The sequence below is a fragment of the Nocardioides aurantiacus genome (assembly GCF_003752505.1).
GTDB lineage: Bacteria > Actinomycetota > Actinomycetes > Propionibacteriales > Nocardioidaceae > Marmoricola > Marmoricola aurantiacus.
The window spans coordinates 649885-664406 of the sequence record NZ_RKHO01000001.1; the positions used below are offsets into that span (position 1 = coordinate 649885).

The 14522-nt window shown below is 74.2% G+C and carries 17 protein-coding genes; 9 read left to right on the top strand and 8 right to left on the bottom strand.

What is annotated here, in order from left to right; all coding sequences use genetic code 11:
* Positions 1 to 35 precede the first annotated feature (35 nt).
* Both EDD33_RS03215 and EDD33_RS03220 read left to right on the top strand, forming a co-directional pair.
* On the top strand, positions 36 to 560 hold the full coding sequence (locus EDD33_RS03215; protein WP_123389083.1) for a DUF6882 domain-containing protein: 525 nt from the start codon (positions 36 to 38) through the stop codon (positions 558 to 560).
* Complete coding sequence (locus EDD33_RS03220; RefSeq protein WP_246003339.1) at positions 557 to 946, top strand: thioesterase family protein; 390 nt, start codon at positions 557 to 559, stop codon at positions 944 to 946. Before EDD33_RS03215 ends, EDD33_RS03220 begins: the two co-directional genes overlap by 4 nt.
* Here EDD33_RS03220 and EDD33_RS03225 read toward each other — a convergent pair.
* Complete coding sequence (locus tag EDD33_RS03225; protein ID WP_123389084.1) at positions 927 to 1421, bottom strand: GNAT family N-acetyltransferase; 495 nt, start codon at positions 1419 to 1421, stop codon at positions 927 to 929. The genes EDD33_RS03220 and EDD33_RS03225 overlap by 20 nt on opposite strands.
* A gap of 2 nt (positions 1422 to 1423) precedes the next feature.
* Entirely contained in the window at positions 1424 to 3142 is a 1719-nt protein-coding gene (locus EDD33_RS03230) for an acetolactate synthase (protein ID WP_123389085.1), read from the bottom strand.
* A 36-nt stretch (positions 3143 to 3178) separates the two neighbouring features.
* Here EDD33_RS03230 and EDD33_RS03235 point away from each other — a divergent pair, with 36 nt between their 5' ends.
* On the top strand, positions 3179 to 4672 hold the full coding sequence (locus tag EDD33_RS03235) for a sensor histidine kinase (RefSeq protein WP_123392956.1): 1494 nt from the start codon (positions 3179 to 3181) through the stop codon (positions 4670 to 4672).
* Between the two features lie 22 nt (positions 4673 to 4694).
* On the opposite strand, the gene EDD33_RS03240 is transcribed toward EDD33_RS03235, so the two are convergent.
* Complete coding sequence (locus EDD33_RS03240) at positions 4695 to 4946, bottom strand: WhiB family transcriptional regulator (protein ID WP_056536770.1); 252 nt, start codon at positions 4944 to 4946, stop codon at positions 4695 to 4697.
* Between the two features lie 199 nt (positions 4947 to 5145).
* On the opposite strand from EDD33_RS03240, the gene EDD33_RS03245 reads away from it, so the two are divergent.
* The gene (locus EDD33_RS03245) at positions 5146 to 5580 is read left to right on the top strand and encodes a hypothetical protein (RefSeq protein WP_123389086.1); all 435 of its coding nucleotides are present in this window, start codon (positions 5146 to 5148) and stop codon (positions 5578 to 5580) included.
* Between the two features lie 31 nt (positions 5581 to 5611).
* On the opposite strand, the gene EDD33_RS03250 is transcribed toward EDD33_RS03245, so the two are convergent.
* The 3 genes from EDD33_RS03250 to sodN form a co-directional block, all read right to left on the bottom strand.
* Positions 5612 to 6433, bottom strand: a complete 822-nt coding sequence (locus tag EDD33_RS03250; protein ID WP_123389087.1) for an RNA polymerase sigma factor SigF — start codon at positions 6431 to 6433, stop codon at positions 5612 to 5614.
* 3 nt (positions 6434 to 6436) lie between these two features.
* The gene (locus tag EDD33_RS03255; RefSeq protein WP_246003340.1) at positions 6437 to 6817 is read right to left on the bottom strand and encodes an ATP-binding protein; all 381 of its coding nucleotides are present in this window, start codon (positions 6815 to 6817) and stop codon (positions 6437 to 6439) included.
* A 133-nt stretch (positions 6818 to 6950) separates the two neighbouring features.
* A complete protein-coding gene (sodN, locus tag EDD33_RS03260) occupies positions 6951 to 7352 on the bottom strand; it encodes a superoxide dismutase, Ni (RefSeq protein WP_056536778.1) in 402 nt (133 codons plus the stop codon).
* A gap of 118 nt (positions 7353 to 7470) precedes the next feature.
* Between sodN and EDD33_RS03265 the strand changes: the two genes are divergently transcribed.
* The 5 genes from EDD33_RS03265 to EDD33_RS03285 all read left to right on the top strand — a co-directional run bounded on the left by EDD33_RS03265 (position 7471) and on the right by EDD33_RS03285 (position 12440).
* Positions 7471 to 7803 (top strand): S24 family peptidase, encoded by a 333-nt coding sequence (locus EDD33_RS03265; protein ID WP_425463831.1) that lies wholly within the window; start codon positions 7471 to 7473, stop codon positions 7801 to 7803.
* 179 nt (positions 7804 to 7982) lie between these two features.
* Positions 7983 to 9173: an NAD(P)-dependent malic enzyme gene (locus tag EDD33_RS03270; RefSeq protein ID WP_246003341.1), complete on the top strand. Its 1191-nt coding sequence runs from the start codon at positions 7983 to 7985 to the stop codon at positions 9171 to 9173.
* A 20-nt stretch (positions 9174 to 9193) separates the two neighbouring features.
* Complete coding sequence (locus EDD33_RS03275; RefSeq protein WP_123389090.1) at positions 9194 to 10162, top strand: zinc-binding dehydrogenase; 969 nt, start codon at positions 9194 to 9196, stop codon at positions 10160 to 10162.
* Positions 10159 to 10863, top strand: a complete 705-nt coding sequence (locus EDD33_RS03280) for an SDR family oxidoreductase (protein WP_211332393.1) — start codon at positions 10159 to 10161, stop codon at positions 10861 to 10863. Before EDD33_RS03275 ends, EDD33_RS03280 begins: the two co-directional genes overlap by 4 nt.
* 107 nt (positions 10864 to 10970) lie before the next feature.
* A complete protein-coding gene (locus EDD33_RS03285) occupies positions 10971 to 12440 on the top strand; it encodes a DHA2 family efflux MFS transporter permease subunit (RefSeq protein ID WP_123389091.1) in 1470 nt (489 codons plus the stop codon).
* Here EDD33_RS03285 and EDD33_RS03290 read toward each other — a convergent pair.
* A complete protein-coding gene (locus EDD33_RS03290) occupies positions 12437 to 13165 on the bottom strand; it encodes a TetR family transcriptional regulator (RefSeq protein ID WP_123389092.1) in 729 nt (242 codons plus the stop codon). The genes EDD33_RS03285 and EDD33_RS03290 overlap by 4 nt on opposite strands.
* 62 nt (positions 13166 to 13227) lie before the next feature.
* Positions 13228 to 14448, bottom strand: coding sequence for a metal-dependent hydrolase family protein (locus EDD33_RS03295; RefSeq protein WP_123389093.1), 1221 nt, complete (start codon positions 14446 to 14448; stop codon positions 13228 to 13230).
* Between the last annotated feature and the right edge of the window lie 74 nt (positions 14449 to 14522).

The following is a 14522-nucleotide window of genomic DNA, read 5'->3' on the forward strand; positions in this document are numbered from 1 at the left end:
CGGGGCTCTTGTGCGTCCTCTGGGAGGATGGGGGCATGACCGGCCTGGACCCTGCACTCGACCTCGGGACCGTCCTCCTCCAGGGCCACGACATGATCGGCGAGAGCATCGCGGTCCACGACCGCCGGTGGGGCATGAGCCAGGCCACCGCCTGGCGGCTGGACCAGCAGGCCGCCCGGGTCGAGTGGGACCTCCCCGACGGCCGCACCGCCTGGGCCCCCGCCCAGGTGCTCGGCTCCTTCAACGCCGACGCCGGCACCTTCGTGTGGGCCTGGGACAACCCGACCCTGCTCGAGGAGGTCAGCGAGACCGCCTGGCGGATCCGCGACTACGGCGTGGCCCACGAGGTGTTCGCCCTCACCACCTCGCCGCTGCGGCTCGACCTCGACCAGCTGCGCGACCTCGTCGCCCTGGCCTTCCGGGTCGGTGGCTGCACCGGGCTGTTCCATCCCACCCGCGAGCGGCTCACGACCTACGTCGTCTTCGGTCGCGTCACGATCGAGCCGGCCGACGGTGCGGACGGCGCCGAGGCCGAGCAGTTCGAGGTGCAGCTCCCGTGAGGCTCGACCCCGCCGCCGCCCGCGAGCTGACCGCGACCCTCGAGCGCACCGTGGCCGTCTCCGACACGGCCGAGGCGGTCGGCTCCGGCAGCCTGCCCGTGCTCGGCACGCCCGTGCTGCTGGCGTGGTCCGAGGCGGCCACCTGCGCCGCCCTGGAGCCCGCGCTGGACCCCGGGGAGACCAGCGTCGGCACCCGGGTCGCCCTGGAGCACCAGGCCCCGTCGGTGGTGGGGGCGGTGGTGGAGGTGACCGCCACGGTGGTGCACGTCGACGGCCGGCTGGTGCGGTTCTCGGTCGCCGCCCGTCAGCAGGGTCGGCTGGTCGGCTCGGGCGAGGTCACCCGGGTCGTCGTGGGCGCGGAGAAGTTCATGGCGCGGCTCGGCTGAGGTCGAGCGCGTAGACCAGCAGCTCCACCCCGGGCACCGGCGACCAGTCCCGCGCGGGCGCCCGCACGAAGCCGAACCGCTCGTAGAGGCGGTGCGCCACCGCCATCTCCGGGAGCGTCGAGAGCGCCACCCCGCGGGCGCCCCGGTGGCGCCAGCCGTCCAGCACGTGCTCCACCAGTGCGCGCCCCACGCCCTGCCCGGCGGCGGCGGGGTCGACGGCCAGCATCCGGAACTCACCCTCGTCCTCGGCGGCGACCTCGCGCCACGGCGACCCGGGCGGGCAGTCGGTGACCGAGCCGAGCACGCGCTCGCCCTCCACCGCCACCCACAGGGCGGCCTCCCGGGCCCGGGCGGCGGCGTCGCGGAGCCGGTCGAGGTAGGGGTCGTCCGGCCCGAGCACGTGGTCGGCGTACGCCGCGGCCGTGGCCTCGGCCACCGCCGGCAGGTCGCGCGCGACGGCGAGCCGGACCTGCACGGCTAGATGCCGAAGGTGGCGCGCGGGTAGGCCGCCTCCACGTCGGTGATGACGTTGACCAGGTAGGGCACGTCGGCGGCGAACGCGCGGTCCAGCGCCGGGCCGATCTGGCGGGGATCGGTCACGGTCTCGCCGGCACCGCCCAGGGCCTTCACGACGTCGTCGTAGCGCGTCTGCGGGTTGAGGTCGGCCGCCACGTCGTAGCCGTAGAGCATCTGCATCGGGCCCTTCTCCAGGCCCCAGGCGGAGTTGTTGCCGCAGACCATCACCACCGGCAGGTCGTGGCGGACCAGGGTGTCGACGTCCATCAGCGACATGCCCGCCGCGCCGTCGCCGTAGAGCAGCACGACCTGGGCCGAGGGCCGCACCAGGCGGGCGGCCATCGCCGAGCCGAGGCCCGCGCCGAGGCAGCCGTAGGGGCCGGGGTCCAGCCAGCCGCCGGGACGCTGCGGCTCGACGTACTTGCCGGCGAAGGAGACGAAGTCGCCGCCGTCGCCGACCACGACCGCGTCGTCGGCGAGGCGGGGCACCAGCTCGCCGTAGATGCGGGCCGGGTGGATCGGGTCGGCCTCGGCCGAGAGCAGGGCCGCGTCGCGCTCGGCGGCCGCCTTGACGGTGTCCTGGAGCTCGGTGACCCAGCCCGACCAGTCGGGCCTGCGCGAGAGCGCCGCGATGCCGTCGCGGACGCCGTCGAGCACGAGCGTGAGGTCGCCCGCGGCGGAGGCCGCGAGGTCGGCGTGGGCGCTGAGCTGGCCGGGGGAGTCGGCGAGGTGGACGACGCGGGCGGGGGTGGCGCCCTCCTTCCCGCCGAAGACGCCGTAGCCGAGCCGGAAGTCGAGGGGGGTGCCGACGACCACGACGAGGTCGGCGCCGTTGAACGCGGCGCCACGGGCCTTGGTGACCAGCAGCGGGTGACCGCCGGGCACGAGCCCGCGGCCCATGCCGTTGGTGATCGTGGGCAGCCCGGCCTCGGTGACCAGCCGCAGCGCGGCCTCCTCGGCGCCGTCGGCCCAGACGTCGGTGCCGAGCACCAGCACCGGCCGACGGGCCTCGCCCAGCAGCGTCGCCACCCGCCGCACCGCGTCGCCGTCGGGCTCCTGGCGGTGCCGCAGGCCGACGGTCGGTCGCTGCGTGGAAGTGGTCTCGAAGAAGGCGTCCATCGGCACGTCGACGAAGACCGGGCCGCGGTGGGAGGAACCGGCGACGGTGAACGCCTCGTCGATCCCGGCGGCGACCTCGCCGGCCTCGTGGATCGTGCGGGCCAGCTTGGAGACGGGCGCCAGGATCGGCGGCTGGTCGAGCTCCTGCAGCGAGCCGCTGCCCCAGCGGTTGGCGGGCGCCCGCCCGCCGACGACGACCAGCGGCGAGCCGCTGAACTGCGCCTGGGCGATCGCGCTGACCCCGTTGGTCACGCCCGGTCCGGCGGTCAGCACGGCCAGGCCGGGGGTGCGGGTGAGCTTGCCGGTCGCCTCCGCGGCGAACGCGGCCGTCTGCTCGTGGCGCACGTCGACGATGCGCATCGGGGGGTCGGCGGTCACCGCGCCGTCGTACATCGGGAAGACGTGGGCGCCGGAGAGGGTGAACATGGTCTGCACGCCGTGGGCGCGGGCCACCGCGACGGCGTGCTGCCCGGAGTGGGCCTCGACCGGTCCCGACCCGGCGCTGCCGCCGGCGGTGTCGGTGTCGCTGGCGGCGGGGGTCTGGTCCGGGGCCTGGGTCATGCGGGCGACAGTAGCGGCTGTCCCTACCCTGGTCAGGTGCCCTCGCTCCAGGCCCTCGCGCGTGACCGGACCGCCCTCGGCGCCGACGACGTCGCATGGCTCTCGCTGCTGGTCGCGGACTGGCAGATCATCGCCGACCTCTCCTTCGCCGACCTCGTGCTCTGGCTCCCGGCGACCGACGGCACCGGCTACTGGGCGGGAGCCCAGATGCGGCCCACGACCGGCCCCACGGCGTACGTCGACGACCTGGTGGGCAGCTTCCTGCCCGTCGGCCGCCGTCCCCTGGTCGACGAGGCGCTGCGCGACGGTCGGATCGCCCGGGAGGGCGACCCCGAGTGGCGCGACGACGTGCCGGTGCGGGTCGAGGCCATCCCGGTGCGCCGCGACGGCCGGCTGATCGCCGTGGTCGGGCGCCACACCAACCTCCAGGGCGTGCGTACGCCGAGCCGGCTGGAGCTGTCCTACCTGCAGACCGCCACCGAGCTGTCGCAGATGATCGCGCAGGGCAGCTTCCCCTTCCCCGGCGACCGCTCCGACCACGCCGACACCCCTCGCGTGGGCGACGGCTTCATCCGGGTGGACGCCGAGGGGGCCGTCACCTACGCCAGCCCCAACGCGCTCTCGGTCTACCGCCGGCTCGGGCTGACCGGCGACCTGGCCGGGCAGCCGCTGGCCGGCCTCACCCGCGAGCTGGTCCCGCCGGCGATGCGGCCCGACGAGGAGACGATCAGCGCGGTCCTCGGCGGGCTGAGCCCCCGTGACACCGAGATCGGCAACGGTCAGGCGACCGTCATCGTGCGGGCGCTGCCGCTGCTGCCGGGCGGGGAGCGGACGGGCGCGCTGGTGCTGCTGCGCGACGTCACCGAGCTGCGCCGGCGCGACCGCGAGCTGGTCACCAAGGACGCGACCATCCGCGAGATCCACCACCGGGTGAAGAACAACCTGCAGACCGTCGCCGCGCTGCTGCGGCTGCAGGCGCGCCGGATCCGGGTCCCGGAGGGCCGGGTGGCCCTGGAGGAGGCCGTACGCCGCGTCGGCGCCATCGCCGTCGTCCACGAGACGCTGAGCCAGGCGTTCGACGAGTCCGTCGACTTCGACGACGTCACCGACCGGCTCACCCGGCTGGTCACCGACGTCGGCACCTCGGGCGGGGCGGTGACGGCCCGGCGGGTCGGGTCGTTCGGCTCCATCGGCTCCGACGCCGCGACCCCGCTGGCGATGGTGTTCACCGAGCTGCTGCAGAACGCCGTGGAGCACGCCTTCGCCTCGCGCGACGGCAGTGGTCAGCGCGGCACCGTCGAGGTGCGCTGTGCGAGGGACGTCGACGCGCTGGAGATGGTCGTCGAGGACGACGGGATCGGGCTGCCCGACGGGTTCGCGCTCGAGTCCTCGGCCAGCCTGGGGCTCTCGATCGTCAGCACGCTGGTCGCGGAGGTCGGCGGCACCATCGCGCTGGGACGCCGCGACGACGGACCGGGCACGCGGGTCGTCGTGCGCGTGCCGTCCGTGGTGCCGCCCGCGGGGCGGTGAGCCCAGGGAGAGGGGGGTCTGCTCAGGCGGTGCGGACCCGGCTGCGGGCGTTGCGGCGCTTCAGCGCGCGACGCTCGTCCTCGCTGAGACCACCCCACACGCCGTGGTCCTGCCCCGCCTCGAGTGCCCACGCGAGGCACTGCTCGCGCACGTCGCAGCGTCGACACACCTGCTTGGCCTCCTCGATCTGCATGATCGCGGGACCCGTGTTGCCGATGGGGAAGAACAGTTCCGGGTCCTCGTCGAGGCATGCGGAACGGTGACGCCAATCCATGGGTGAGGAAGTCCTCCGGGTACGTGTGGAACGAAGTCCACGCTTGTGTCCCGGCCAACAGTAGATGGGGAGGTCGGGGGAGCGCGCCGATCAGGTCGTGAAAAAACGCACGAGCTCGATCGTTGCAACTTCGTTGCCCGAGCACAACCCCGCCCGACGGTCAGGTGGGTCACAGGCAGTGACGGAATAGGCTCGCCGGGTGAGCCCAGCACCCGGTCGCGACGCCGACGAGCCCGACCCGACCACCCGGTCGCCGTACTCCGTCCACGGCACGCCGGCCCCCCTCGCCGCCGCCGCGGGCCTCACCTTCGTGCAGGCGCTGCTGGTCATCCTGTTCGGCGTCGCCGAGCTGGTCAGCGTCGACCGGGAGCGCCTGGTCCTCGGGATCACCACGACCCTGTTCTTCATCCTCTTCGGCGGCACGCTGGCGCTGTGCGCCTGGGGCCTGAACGCCATCCGCCCCTGGGCCCGCGGCCCGGTGCTGCTCGCCCAGCTCGTCTGGATCGGTCTGGCCTGGAGCTTCCGCGGCTTCTGGCCGGTCGCCCTGCTCCTGGTGGTCTCCGCCGCGGTCGTCCTCGCCGGCCTGCTGCACCCCCGCTCCATCGACGCCCTCGAGTCCGCCCGGGGCGATTGACCACCTCTGGCCGAGTGACCGTCGCGCAGGGTCAGCCGACCTCGCGCATCTCGGTGCGCAGGTGGTCCAGGGTGCGGGAGAGCAACCGGGAGACGTGCATCTGCGAGACGCCGATCTCCGCGGCGATCTGCGACTGGGTCATGCCGCGGAAGAAGCGCAGCAGCAGGATCCGGCGCTCCCGGGCGGGCAGGGTCTCGATCAACGGCTTGATGGACTCGCGGATCTCGACGTGGGCGAGGCCCTCGTCGTCCTCGCCCAGGGTGTCGAGCATCGAGCCGGGGGAGTCCTCGGCGTCGTCGCCGGCGTCGAGGGAGAGGGTGGCGTAGGCGTTCGCCGACTCCAGGCCCTCGAGCACCTCCTCGACCTCCACGCCCAGGCGCGCCGCGAGCTCGGCGGCGGTGGGGGAGCGGCCCAGCTCCTGCGACAGGTCGGCCGAGGCCTTGCCGATCGACATCCGCAGCTCCTGCAGCCGCCGCGGGACCCGGATGGCCCAGCCCTTGTCGCGGAAGTGGCGCTTGATCTCGCCCAGGATCGTCGGGGTGGCGTACGTCGAGAACTCGACCCCACGCTCGTCGTCGAAACGGTCGACGGCCTTGATCAGCCCGATCGTGCCGACCTGCATCAGGTCGTCGAAGGGCTCGCCCCGGTTGAGGAAGCGGCGGGCGCAGTGCTCGACGAGCGGGAGGTGCAGCCGCACCAGGTCGTCACGGTGCGTACGCCGCTCCGGGCTGCCCTCGGCCAGCGTGTGCAGCTCGGCGAAGAGCGCGTGGCTGCGGGACTTGGTCTCGGCGGGGGTCAGCTGCGGACCGTGGACACGCCAGGGCGTGCTGGGCGTGCCCGTCACGCCGCCCACGGATCAGGCCGCGATGCTGGAGCGGACGGTGAAGGTGAGCCAGAGCCGGTCGCCGTCGCGGCGGGTGCGCACGTCGCTGGTCAGCGCGGTCAGCACCTGCCAGCCGAAGCTGTCGGAGTCGGGCTCGGCGCGACGGCGCGCGTCGGCGCTGATGGAGACCTCGATCGACCCGTCGCTGAGGTCGTACGACGCGTGCAGGTCACCGCCGGGGTCGGCGTCCTCCAGGACCAGCCCGCAGGCCTCGCCGACGGCCATCCGCAGGTCCTCGATGTCGTCGAGGGTGAAGTCGAGGCGGGCCGCCAGGCCGGCCGTGGTCATGCGCAGCACGGCGACGAAGGCGCTCTCCGCCGGCAGGCGCAGCTCGACGTCGGGTCTGGTGCTCACAGGAATCCTCCGAGGGGTGTGGGCTCACAGTAGACGCAGGCGCTCGTCTGCGCGGGAACAGGGGAAGACTCGACCCCCGAGTCGTCGGACTCGGGGGTCGAGGTGGGAGCAGGCGAAGCAGCCTGGGCTGCGTTCAGGCCTTCTTGGTCTCCCAGAAGATCTCGGCGATCTCGTCGATCTTGGCGAGCAGCTGGTCGGCCACGCCCTCGTCGAGCTCGCCCTTGGTGCCGCTGGCGCCGGCGAGCTTGGTGGCCTCGTTCACCAGCTGGTGCAGCTGGGGGTACTTCTCGAAGTGCGGGGGCTTGAAGTAGTCGGTCCACAGCACCCACAGGTGGTGCTTGACCAGCTCCGAGCGCTGCTCCTTGATCAGGATGGCGCGGGTGCGGAAGTCGGGGTCGTCGTTGTCGGCGACCTTGGCGATGACCGCCTTGATCGACTCGGCCTCGATGCGGGCCTGCGCGGGGTCGTAGACGCCGCACGGGAGGTCGCAGTGTGCGGAGACCTCGACGGTGGGGGCGAAGAGCTTGGTGAACATGCAGTGTTCCTCTCACGTGGGACCTGTGGGCCGGTCGCGTGACGCCTCGCCGGCCGTGGCTTGCGACACTACTCCGGGCGGCGTACGTCGGCCCTGGAGGTACCCGAGGGGGTCGGAGTTGAATCACCGCACGCCCCGACCGTGGGGCATGGCCCTGGTGCGCGGCCGCTCGATGGAGCCGACGCTGCGCGACGGCGACCGCCTCCTGGTGCGGTACGCCGGGCCGGCGCGGGCCGGCGACGTGGCGGTGGTGCGCTTCGCCGACGGCGTGGTCGCGGTGAAGCGGCTCGACCACCACGGCGCCGACGGCTGGTGGGTGGCCCGCGACAACCCGGTGGAGGGGCGCGACTCCTGGTCGGCCGGCGCGGTGGCCGACGTCGACGTGCTCGCCCGCGTGGTGGGGCGGCTGTGGCCCCGGCCGGGCCGGCTCGGGGGACCGCCCGAGCGGTGAGGCCCGGGTCACACGGCGTTGGGTGGCCGAGCGGGCTGTGTGAGACTGAGGGCGGGTCACCCCCCACCGTGCGCGGATCCGCGGGCCTACACCGGCCGGCGTCGAACCGCCCCCGTCCCGCCACTTCGTCTCCTCGACCTGCCCAAGGACGGCCCCAACTCATGGTTGCACCGGAGCTCATGCCAGACCTCGCCCCCCAGACCCAGAACCCCCACGCGGGCGATCCCGTCTTCGACCTCCACGTCGGCGGCAAGATGGAGATCTCCTCGCGCGTCGCCCTCTCCGGCCCCGAGGAGCTCTCGATGGCCTACACCCCGGGCGTGGCCCGGGTGTGCCAGGCGATCGCCGAGGACGCCTCGCTCGCCGACGACTACACCTGGGTCCCGAACACCGTGGCCGTGGTGACCGACGGCACCGCCGTGCTCGGTCTCGGCGACATCGGCCCCCGCGCCGCGATGCCGGTGATGGAGGGCAAGGCGGTGCTCTTCAAGCAGTTCGGCGGCGTCGACGCCGTCCCGATCTGCCTCGACACCGTCGACGTCGACGAGATCGTCGAGACCGTGGTGCGGCTCGCCCCCAGCTTCGGGGGCATCAACCTCGAGGACATCTCGGCACCGCGGTGCTTCGAGATCGAGGAGCGGCTCAAGCAGCGCCTCGACATCCCCGTCTTCCACGACGACCAGCACGGCACCGCGGTCGTGGTGCTGGCGGCGCTGGAGAACGCGCTGCGCCTGACCGGCCGGCTCATGGAGACCACGCGCGTCGTGGTCTCGGGCGCGGGGGCGGCCGGGGTGGCGGTCACCAAGATCCTGCTCGCCGCGGGCATCACCGACGTGGTGGTCACCGACCGCACCGGCGTGCTGCACAGCGGCCGGGAGGGCCTCAACGACTCCAAGGCCGCCCTGGCGCAGCTCACCGCGGACCGCACCGGTCGCACGGGCAGCTTCGCCGAGGCGCTCGACGGGGCCGACGTGTTCATCGGGCTGTCCGGCGGCACCGTCGCCGAGGAGCTGGTGGCGACCATGGCCGACGACGCGATCGTCTTCGGCCTGGCCAACCCGACCCCCGAGGTCCACCCCGACGTCGCCCACCGCCACGCCCGCATCGTGGCGACGGGGCGCTCGGACTTCCCCAACCAGATCAACAACGTGCTGGCGTTCCCCGGCATCTTCCGGGGCGCCTTCGACGCCCGGGCGACGGCCATCACCGAGGGCATGAAGCTCGCGGCGGCCGACGCGCTGGCGGCACTGGTGGCCGACGAGGCGCGGGAGGACCTGATCATTCCCTCGCCCTTCGACCCGCGCGTCGGACCGGCCGTGGCGGCCGCCGTGGCCGCCGCCGCACGCAACGACGGCGTGGCCCGCCGGTAGGCGTCGGTAGGGTCGGGCGCATGTTCGCCGTCTACGCCGAGTCCTTCTCCTCCGACGACCCGCTGTCCGGCCTCGTGGTCGGTGAGCGGCCCGACCCCGAGGTCCCCGACGGGTGGACCACGGTCACCGTCAGGGCCGCGTCGCTCAACCACCACGACCTCTGGTCGCTGCGGGGCGTGGGGCTGCGCGAGGAGGCGCTGCCGATGATCCTCGGCTGCGACGCCGCCGGCATCGACGAGGACGGCAACGAGGTCGTCGTCCACGCGGTGATCAGCGCCCCGTCGTGGCAGGGCGACGAGACGCTCGACCCGAAGCGGTCGCTGCTGAGCGAGAAGCACCAGGGCACGCTGGCCGACCGGGTCGCCGTGCCCCGTCGCAACGTGGTGCCCAAGCCCGCCTCGCTCTCCTTCGAGGAGGCGGCGTGCCTGCCGACCGCGTGGCTCACGGCCTACCGGATGCTCTTCACCCAGGGCGGGCTCACGGCGGGCGACACCGTGCTCGTGCAGGGCGCCGGCGGGGGCGTGGCCACCGCGGCCATCACGCTCGCCCGCGCCGCGGGCCTGAAGGTGCTGGCCACCAGCCGTGACGAGGGCAAGCGCGCGCGGGCGCTGGAGATCGGCGCCCACGAGGTCTTCGAGTCCGGCGCCCGCCTGCCCGTCAAGGTCGACGGCGTCATCGAGACCGTCGGTCGCGCCACCTGGTCGCACTCGATCCGGTCGCTGCGCCCCGGCGGCGTGCTGGTCGTCTCCGGCACCACCTCGGGCCCGAAGCTCGACGACGCCGAGCTGACCCGCATCTTCTTCCTCCAGCTGCGCGTCGTCGGCTCGACGATGGGCACCCGCACCGAGCTGGCCAGCCTGGTCAACCTGCTGGACGCGAGCGGTGCCCGGCCGCTGGTCGACCGCGCCCTGCCGATGGAGCAGGCCCGCGACGGCTTCGCCGCCATGGCGCAGGGCGACCTGTTCGGCAAGATCGTCTTCACCCGGTGAAGGCGGCCGAGGACCGGCGTACCCACCTGGTGACGGGCGCCGGCTCCGGCATCGGCGCCTGCGTCGCCCGCGCGCTGCTCGACCGCGGCGACGACCTGCTGCTGGTGGCGCGCGACGAGGCGCGGGCGCGCGAGCTCGAGCAGGAGCACCCCGGGGCGCGCACCCTGGTCGCCGACCTCGCCGACGTCGCCTCGATCGCGCCGCTCGACCTCACCGGGCCGCTCGACTCGGTGGTGCACGCCGCCGGGGTGGTGGCCCTGGGCACGGTCGGCGAGCTGTCGGCCGGCGACTGGCGCTCCCAGCTCGACGTCAACCTGCTGGCCCCGGCCGAGCTCACCCGGGTCGCGCTGCCGGCGCTGCGGGCCGCCCGCGGCACGGTGGTGATGGTCAACTCCGGGGCCGGGCTGCGCGCCAACCCCGGCTGGTCGGCGTACGCCGCGTCGAAGTTCGGGCTCCGCGCCCTCGCCGACGCGCTGCGGCAGGAGGAGGCCGAGCACGGCGTGCGTGTCACCACCGTCCACCCCGGCCGCACCGCGACGCCGATGCAGGAGCAGGTCCACGCCCACGAGGGCAAGGACTACGACCCCGACGCCTGGATCGACCCCGCCACCGTGGCGGCGGCGGTCCTGCACGTCCTCGACCTGCCGCGCGACGCCACGATCCCCGACCTGACCATCAGCCCCGGCCCACGCCCCGCCTGAGCCGTCGCCGCACCGATGAGTCCGGGGCCCCGACCCGGTCACCTCCCTCGCATGCTCCCGACGACGGGAGAGGCGACGACGTCCCCGACCCCGCAGTGAGGCACCCGATGCGCGCCGACGACCACCCCACGCCCGGACCGACCGGACCGACCGGACCCGCCGAGACCGACGCGGGGGTGCTGCGCTGGCTCGTGGCGGCGACCTTCGTCGTGATCCTCAACGAGACCGTGATGATCAACGCGATCCCGCGGCTGATGACCGACCTCGACGTCGACGCCGTGGCCGCGCAGTGGCTCTCGACGGCCTTCATGCTGACCATGGCCGTCGTCATCCCCGCGACCGGCTGGTTCCTGCAGCGGGTGACCACGCGTCGGGCCTTCGGGCTGGCCATGGGCACGTTCTGCGCCGGCACGCTGCTGGCCGCGCTCGCGCCCGGCTTCGCGGTGCTGCTGGTGGCCCGCGTCGTGCAGGCGACCGGCACCGCGGTGATGCTGCCGCTGCTGATGACCACGCTGATGGCGGTCGTCGCCGAGCACGACCGCGGCCGCGTCATGGGCAACGTGACGCTGGCGATGTCGGTCGCCCCGGCGATGGGCCCGGCGGTGTCGGGCGTGGTCCTCCAGCAGCTGTCGTGGCGCTGGATCTTCCTGCTCGTGCTCCCCGTCGCCGCGACCATCGGCGTCCTGGGCCTGCGGCGGCTCGTCGACGTCGGCGAGCAGGTGGCCGGGCGCCTCGACGTGCCCAGCGTGGTGGTCGCGGCCCTCGGCTTCGGCGGCCTGGTCTACGGGTTGAGCGAGGTCGGCACCACGGGCGACCGCACCCCGGCGTACGTCGCCCTGGTGGTCGGCGTCGTCGGCGTGACGGGCTTCGTGGCCCGGCAGTGGCGGCTGCAGCGCGAGGAGCGGCCGCTGCTCGACCTGCGGACCCTCGGCGTGCGGACCTACCGGCTCGCGCTGGTCGCGATGTCGCTGGGCTTCATGGCCATGCTCGGCGCCATGATCCTGCTGCCGCTCCACCTGCAGGAGCAGCGCGGGCTCTCACCGCTGGCCACCGGGCTGCTGGTGATGCCCGGGGGCGTGCTGATGGGCCTGCTGGGCCCGACGGTGGGGCGCGTCCACGACCGGCTGGGCGCCCGCGTGCTGGTCGTCCCGGGCGCGGTCGCGCTGACCGGGGCGATGGCGGCGATGGCGGTGCTCGTCGAGGTCGGGCCCACCTGGAGCCTCCTGGTTGCCCACGTGGTGCTCATGGTCGGGCTGGCGGCGATGTTCACCCCGCTGTTCACCGTCGGCCTGGGTGCGCTGCCGATGCGGCTGCACTCCCACGGCAGCTCGCTGCTCGGCACGCTGCAGCAGGTCGCCGGGGCGATGGGCACCGCGCTCGCCGTGATGGTGATGACCAGCCGTGCGGCCCAGCTCGTGGCCGACGGTGCGGCTCCCGAGGTGGCGGCGGTGGCGGGTCTGCGCTGGGCCTTCGCGGCCTCGGCCGTGGTCTGCCTGGTCGTGGTGGCGGTCGTCGCGATGCTGCCCGCCCGCGCCGAGGCGCCCGAGCCGCACGTGGCCCGGCCGGTGGCGGCCTAGGGGGTGGGGGCCTGGTGGGTGGGGGTCCGGCCCCGCTCGACCTGGTCGGCGGCGGCGAGCTCCCCGGAGCGCCAGCGCAGCGCGCCCACGAGCACCATCCGCAGCTGGGTGCGGGCCTGGTCGCCGATCGCCTCCTCGGCCTCGGGGCGGGCCGAGAGGATGGCCTCGGTGGTGCCGACGGCCAGGGTGACGATCATGTTGGACAGCACGCCGAGGTCCTCGGTCGACCAGTACTCCGAGTCGGTCAGCCGGGCCAGGTCGGTGGCCAGCTCGCGCTCGACCAGCTCGATCTGGTGGCGGATCGCGGCGCGGACGGCGGGCGGCCCGGCGCTGCGCTCCCGGGCGATGAACGCGAAGTGGGAGTGGCGCGAGCGGACGTGCTCCTCCAGCACCGAGATGGAGGAGTCGACGATCTCGCCGTAGCCGGGGTCGGTCCGGCGTACGTCGCGCAGCATCGCCCGCAGCGACACGAAGGAGTCCTCGACCAGCGCCAGCCCGAGGTCCTCGATCGAGGCGAAGTGGCGGTAGAACGCGGTCGGCACGATGCCGACCTCCTTGGCCACCTGGCGCAGCGAGAGCGCGACGAGGCTGCTGTCCTCGCACAGCGCCAGCGTGGCGTCCATGATCGCCTGGCGGGTCCGCTCCTTGCGCTCGCCGCGGGTCTCGGCCCGGGCGGGAGCGCGTGCGCCACCGCGGGCGACGGCGGCGACGGCGGATCGGTCCATGGGCGCAGAGCCTACTCGCGGGCGTCCCGCCGGACGTGTCCCCGGCTGGCGGGCTGCCGCCGTCACGGCATGGCCGGGCGGCGGTGGACCTCGCGCCCGTCGAGGTGCACCGACCGCACCCGCTCCCGGAGGCCGGTGAGGTCGTCGGGGTCACCGTCGACCACCACGAGGTCGGCGCGCAGGCCCGGGGCGAGGGTGCCGCGGTCGCCCTCGACGCCCAGCAGCCGGGCCGCCGAGCCGGTGGTGGCGTGCAGGACGTCGACGGGGCCGAGGCCCGCGTCGGCCATCAGTGCGAGCTCCTCCAGGTTGGTGCCGTGCGGTCCCACGCCGCAGTCGGTGCCCATCGCGATGCGCACCCCGGCCTCGTGGGCCCGGCGGACGCTGTCGACGTGGGAGGCGGCGACGTCGTGCGCCTTGGCCACCACCGAGGCGGGCAGCGGCAGCCCCGCCTCCGCCGCCCGGATCACCGCGCGGGGGGCGTGCAGGGTCGGCACCAGCCAGGCGCCGTGGGCGAGCATGAGCTCGATCGCCTCCTCGTCGAGGAAGATCCCGTGCTCGATCGACCGGACGCCGTTGCGCACCGCGGCCTTGATGCCCTCCGCGCCCTGGGCGTGGGCCATCACCGAGAGCCCGGCGGCCGCGGCCTCGGCCACCATGACGGCGATCTCGTCGTCGCGGAAGTGCGGGTGGCGGGGGTCGTCGTGCGGCGAGAGCACCCCGCCGGTCGTGGCCACCTTGATGACGTCGGCGCCGGCGCGGATGATCTCGCGGACCCGCTTGCGGACCTCCTCGGGGCCGTCGACCACGCCGCTGGGGCGGCCGGGGTGGGGCACGAAGAACGGCACGTCCGCACCGCACACGCCCCAGTCGTCGCCGTGGCCGCCGGTCTGGCTCAGCATGATGATCGACAGCTGCATCCGCGGGCCGGGGACCATCCCGCGCTCGACCGCGGTCCGGATGCCGAGGTCGGCTCCGCCGGCGTCGCGCACCGTGGTGACGCCGGTCTCCAGCGTGGCGCGGAGGTTGGCCGCCGCGGCGAAGAACTGCAGGCTGAACGGCGTCTCGACGATCTGCAGGACGCTGGGGGAGTCGAGGGTCACGTGCACGTGGCAGTCGAAGAAGCCGGGGGAGACGTAGCCACCCGTGCAGTCGACGACCTCGTCGCCGTCCAGGTCGGTGCCGACCTCGACGATCCGGCCGTCCTCGACCACCACGTCGCCCGGGGAGGCCCGGTGGGTGGTCCCGTCGTAGACCTGTCCGCCCGAGAACAGAGTGCGTGTCATGTGGCCCGACCCTAGCCCTGCGGGCCTGTGACCCTGGTCGCGCTCCCCGCCTGGGAGCGGGCAGGGAGAGGGCT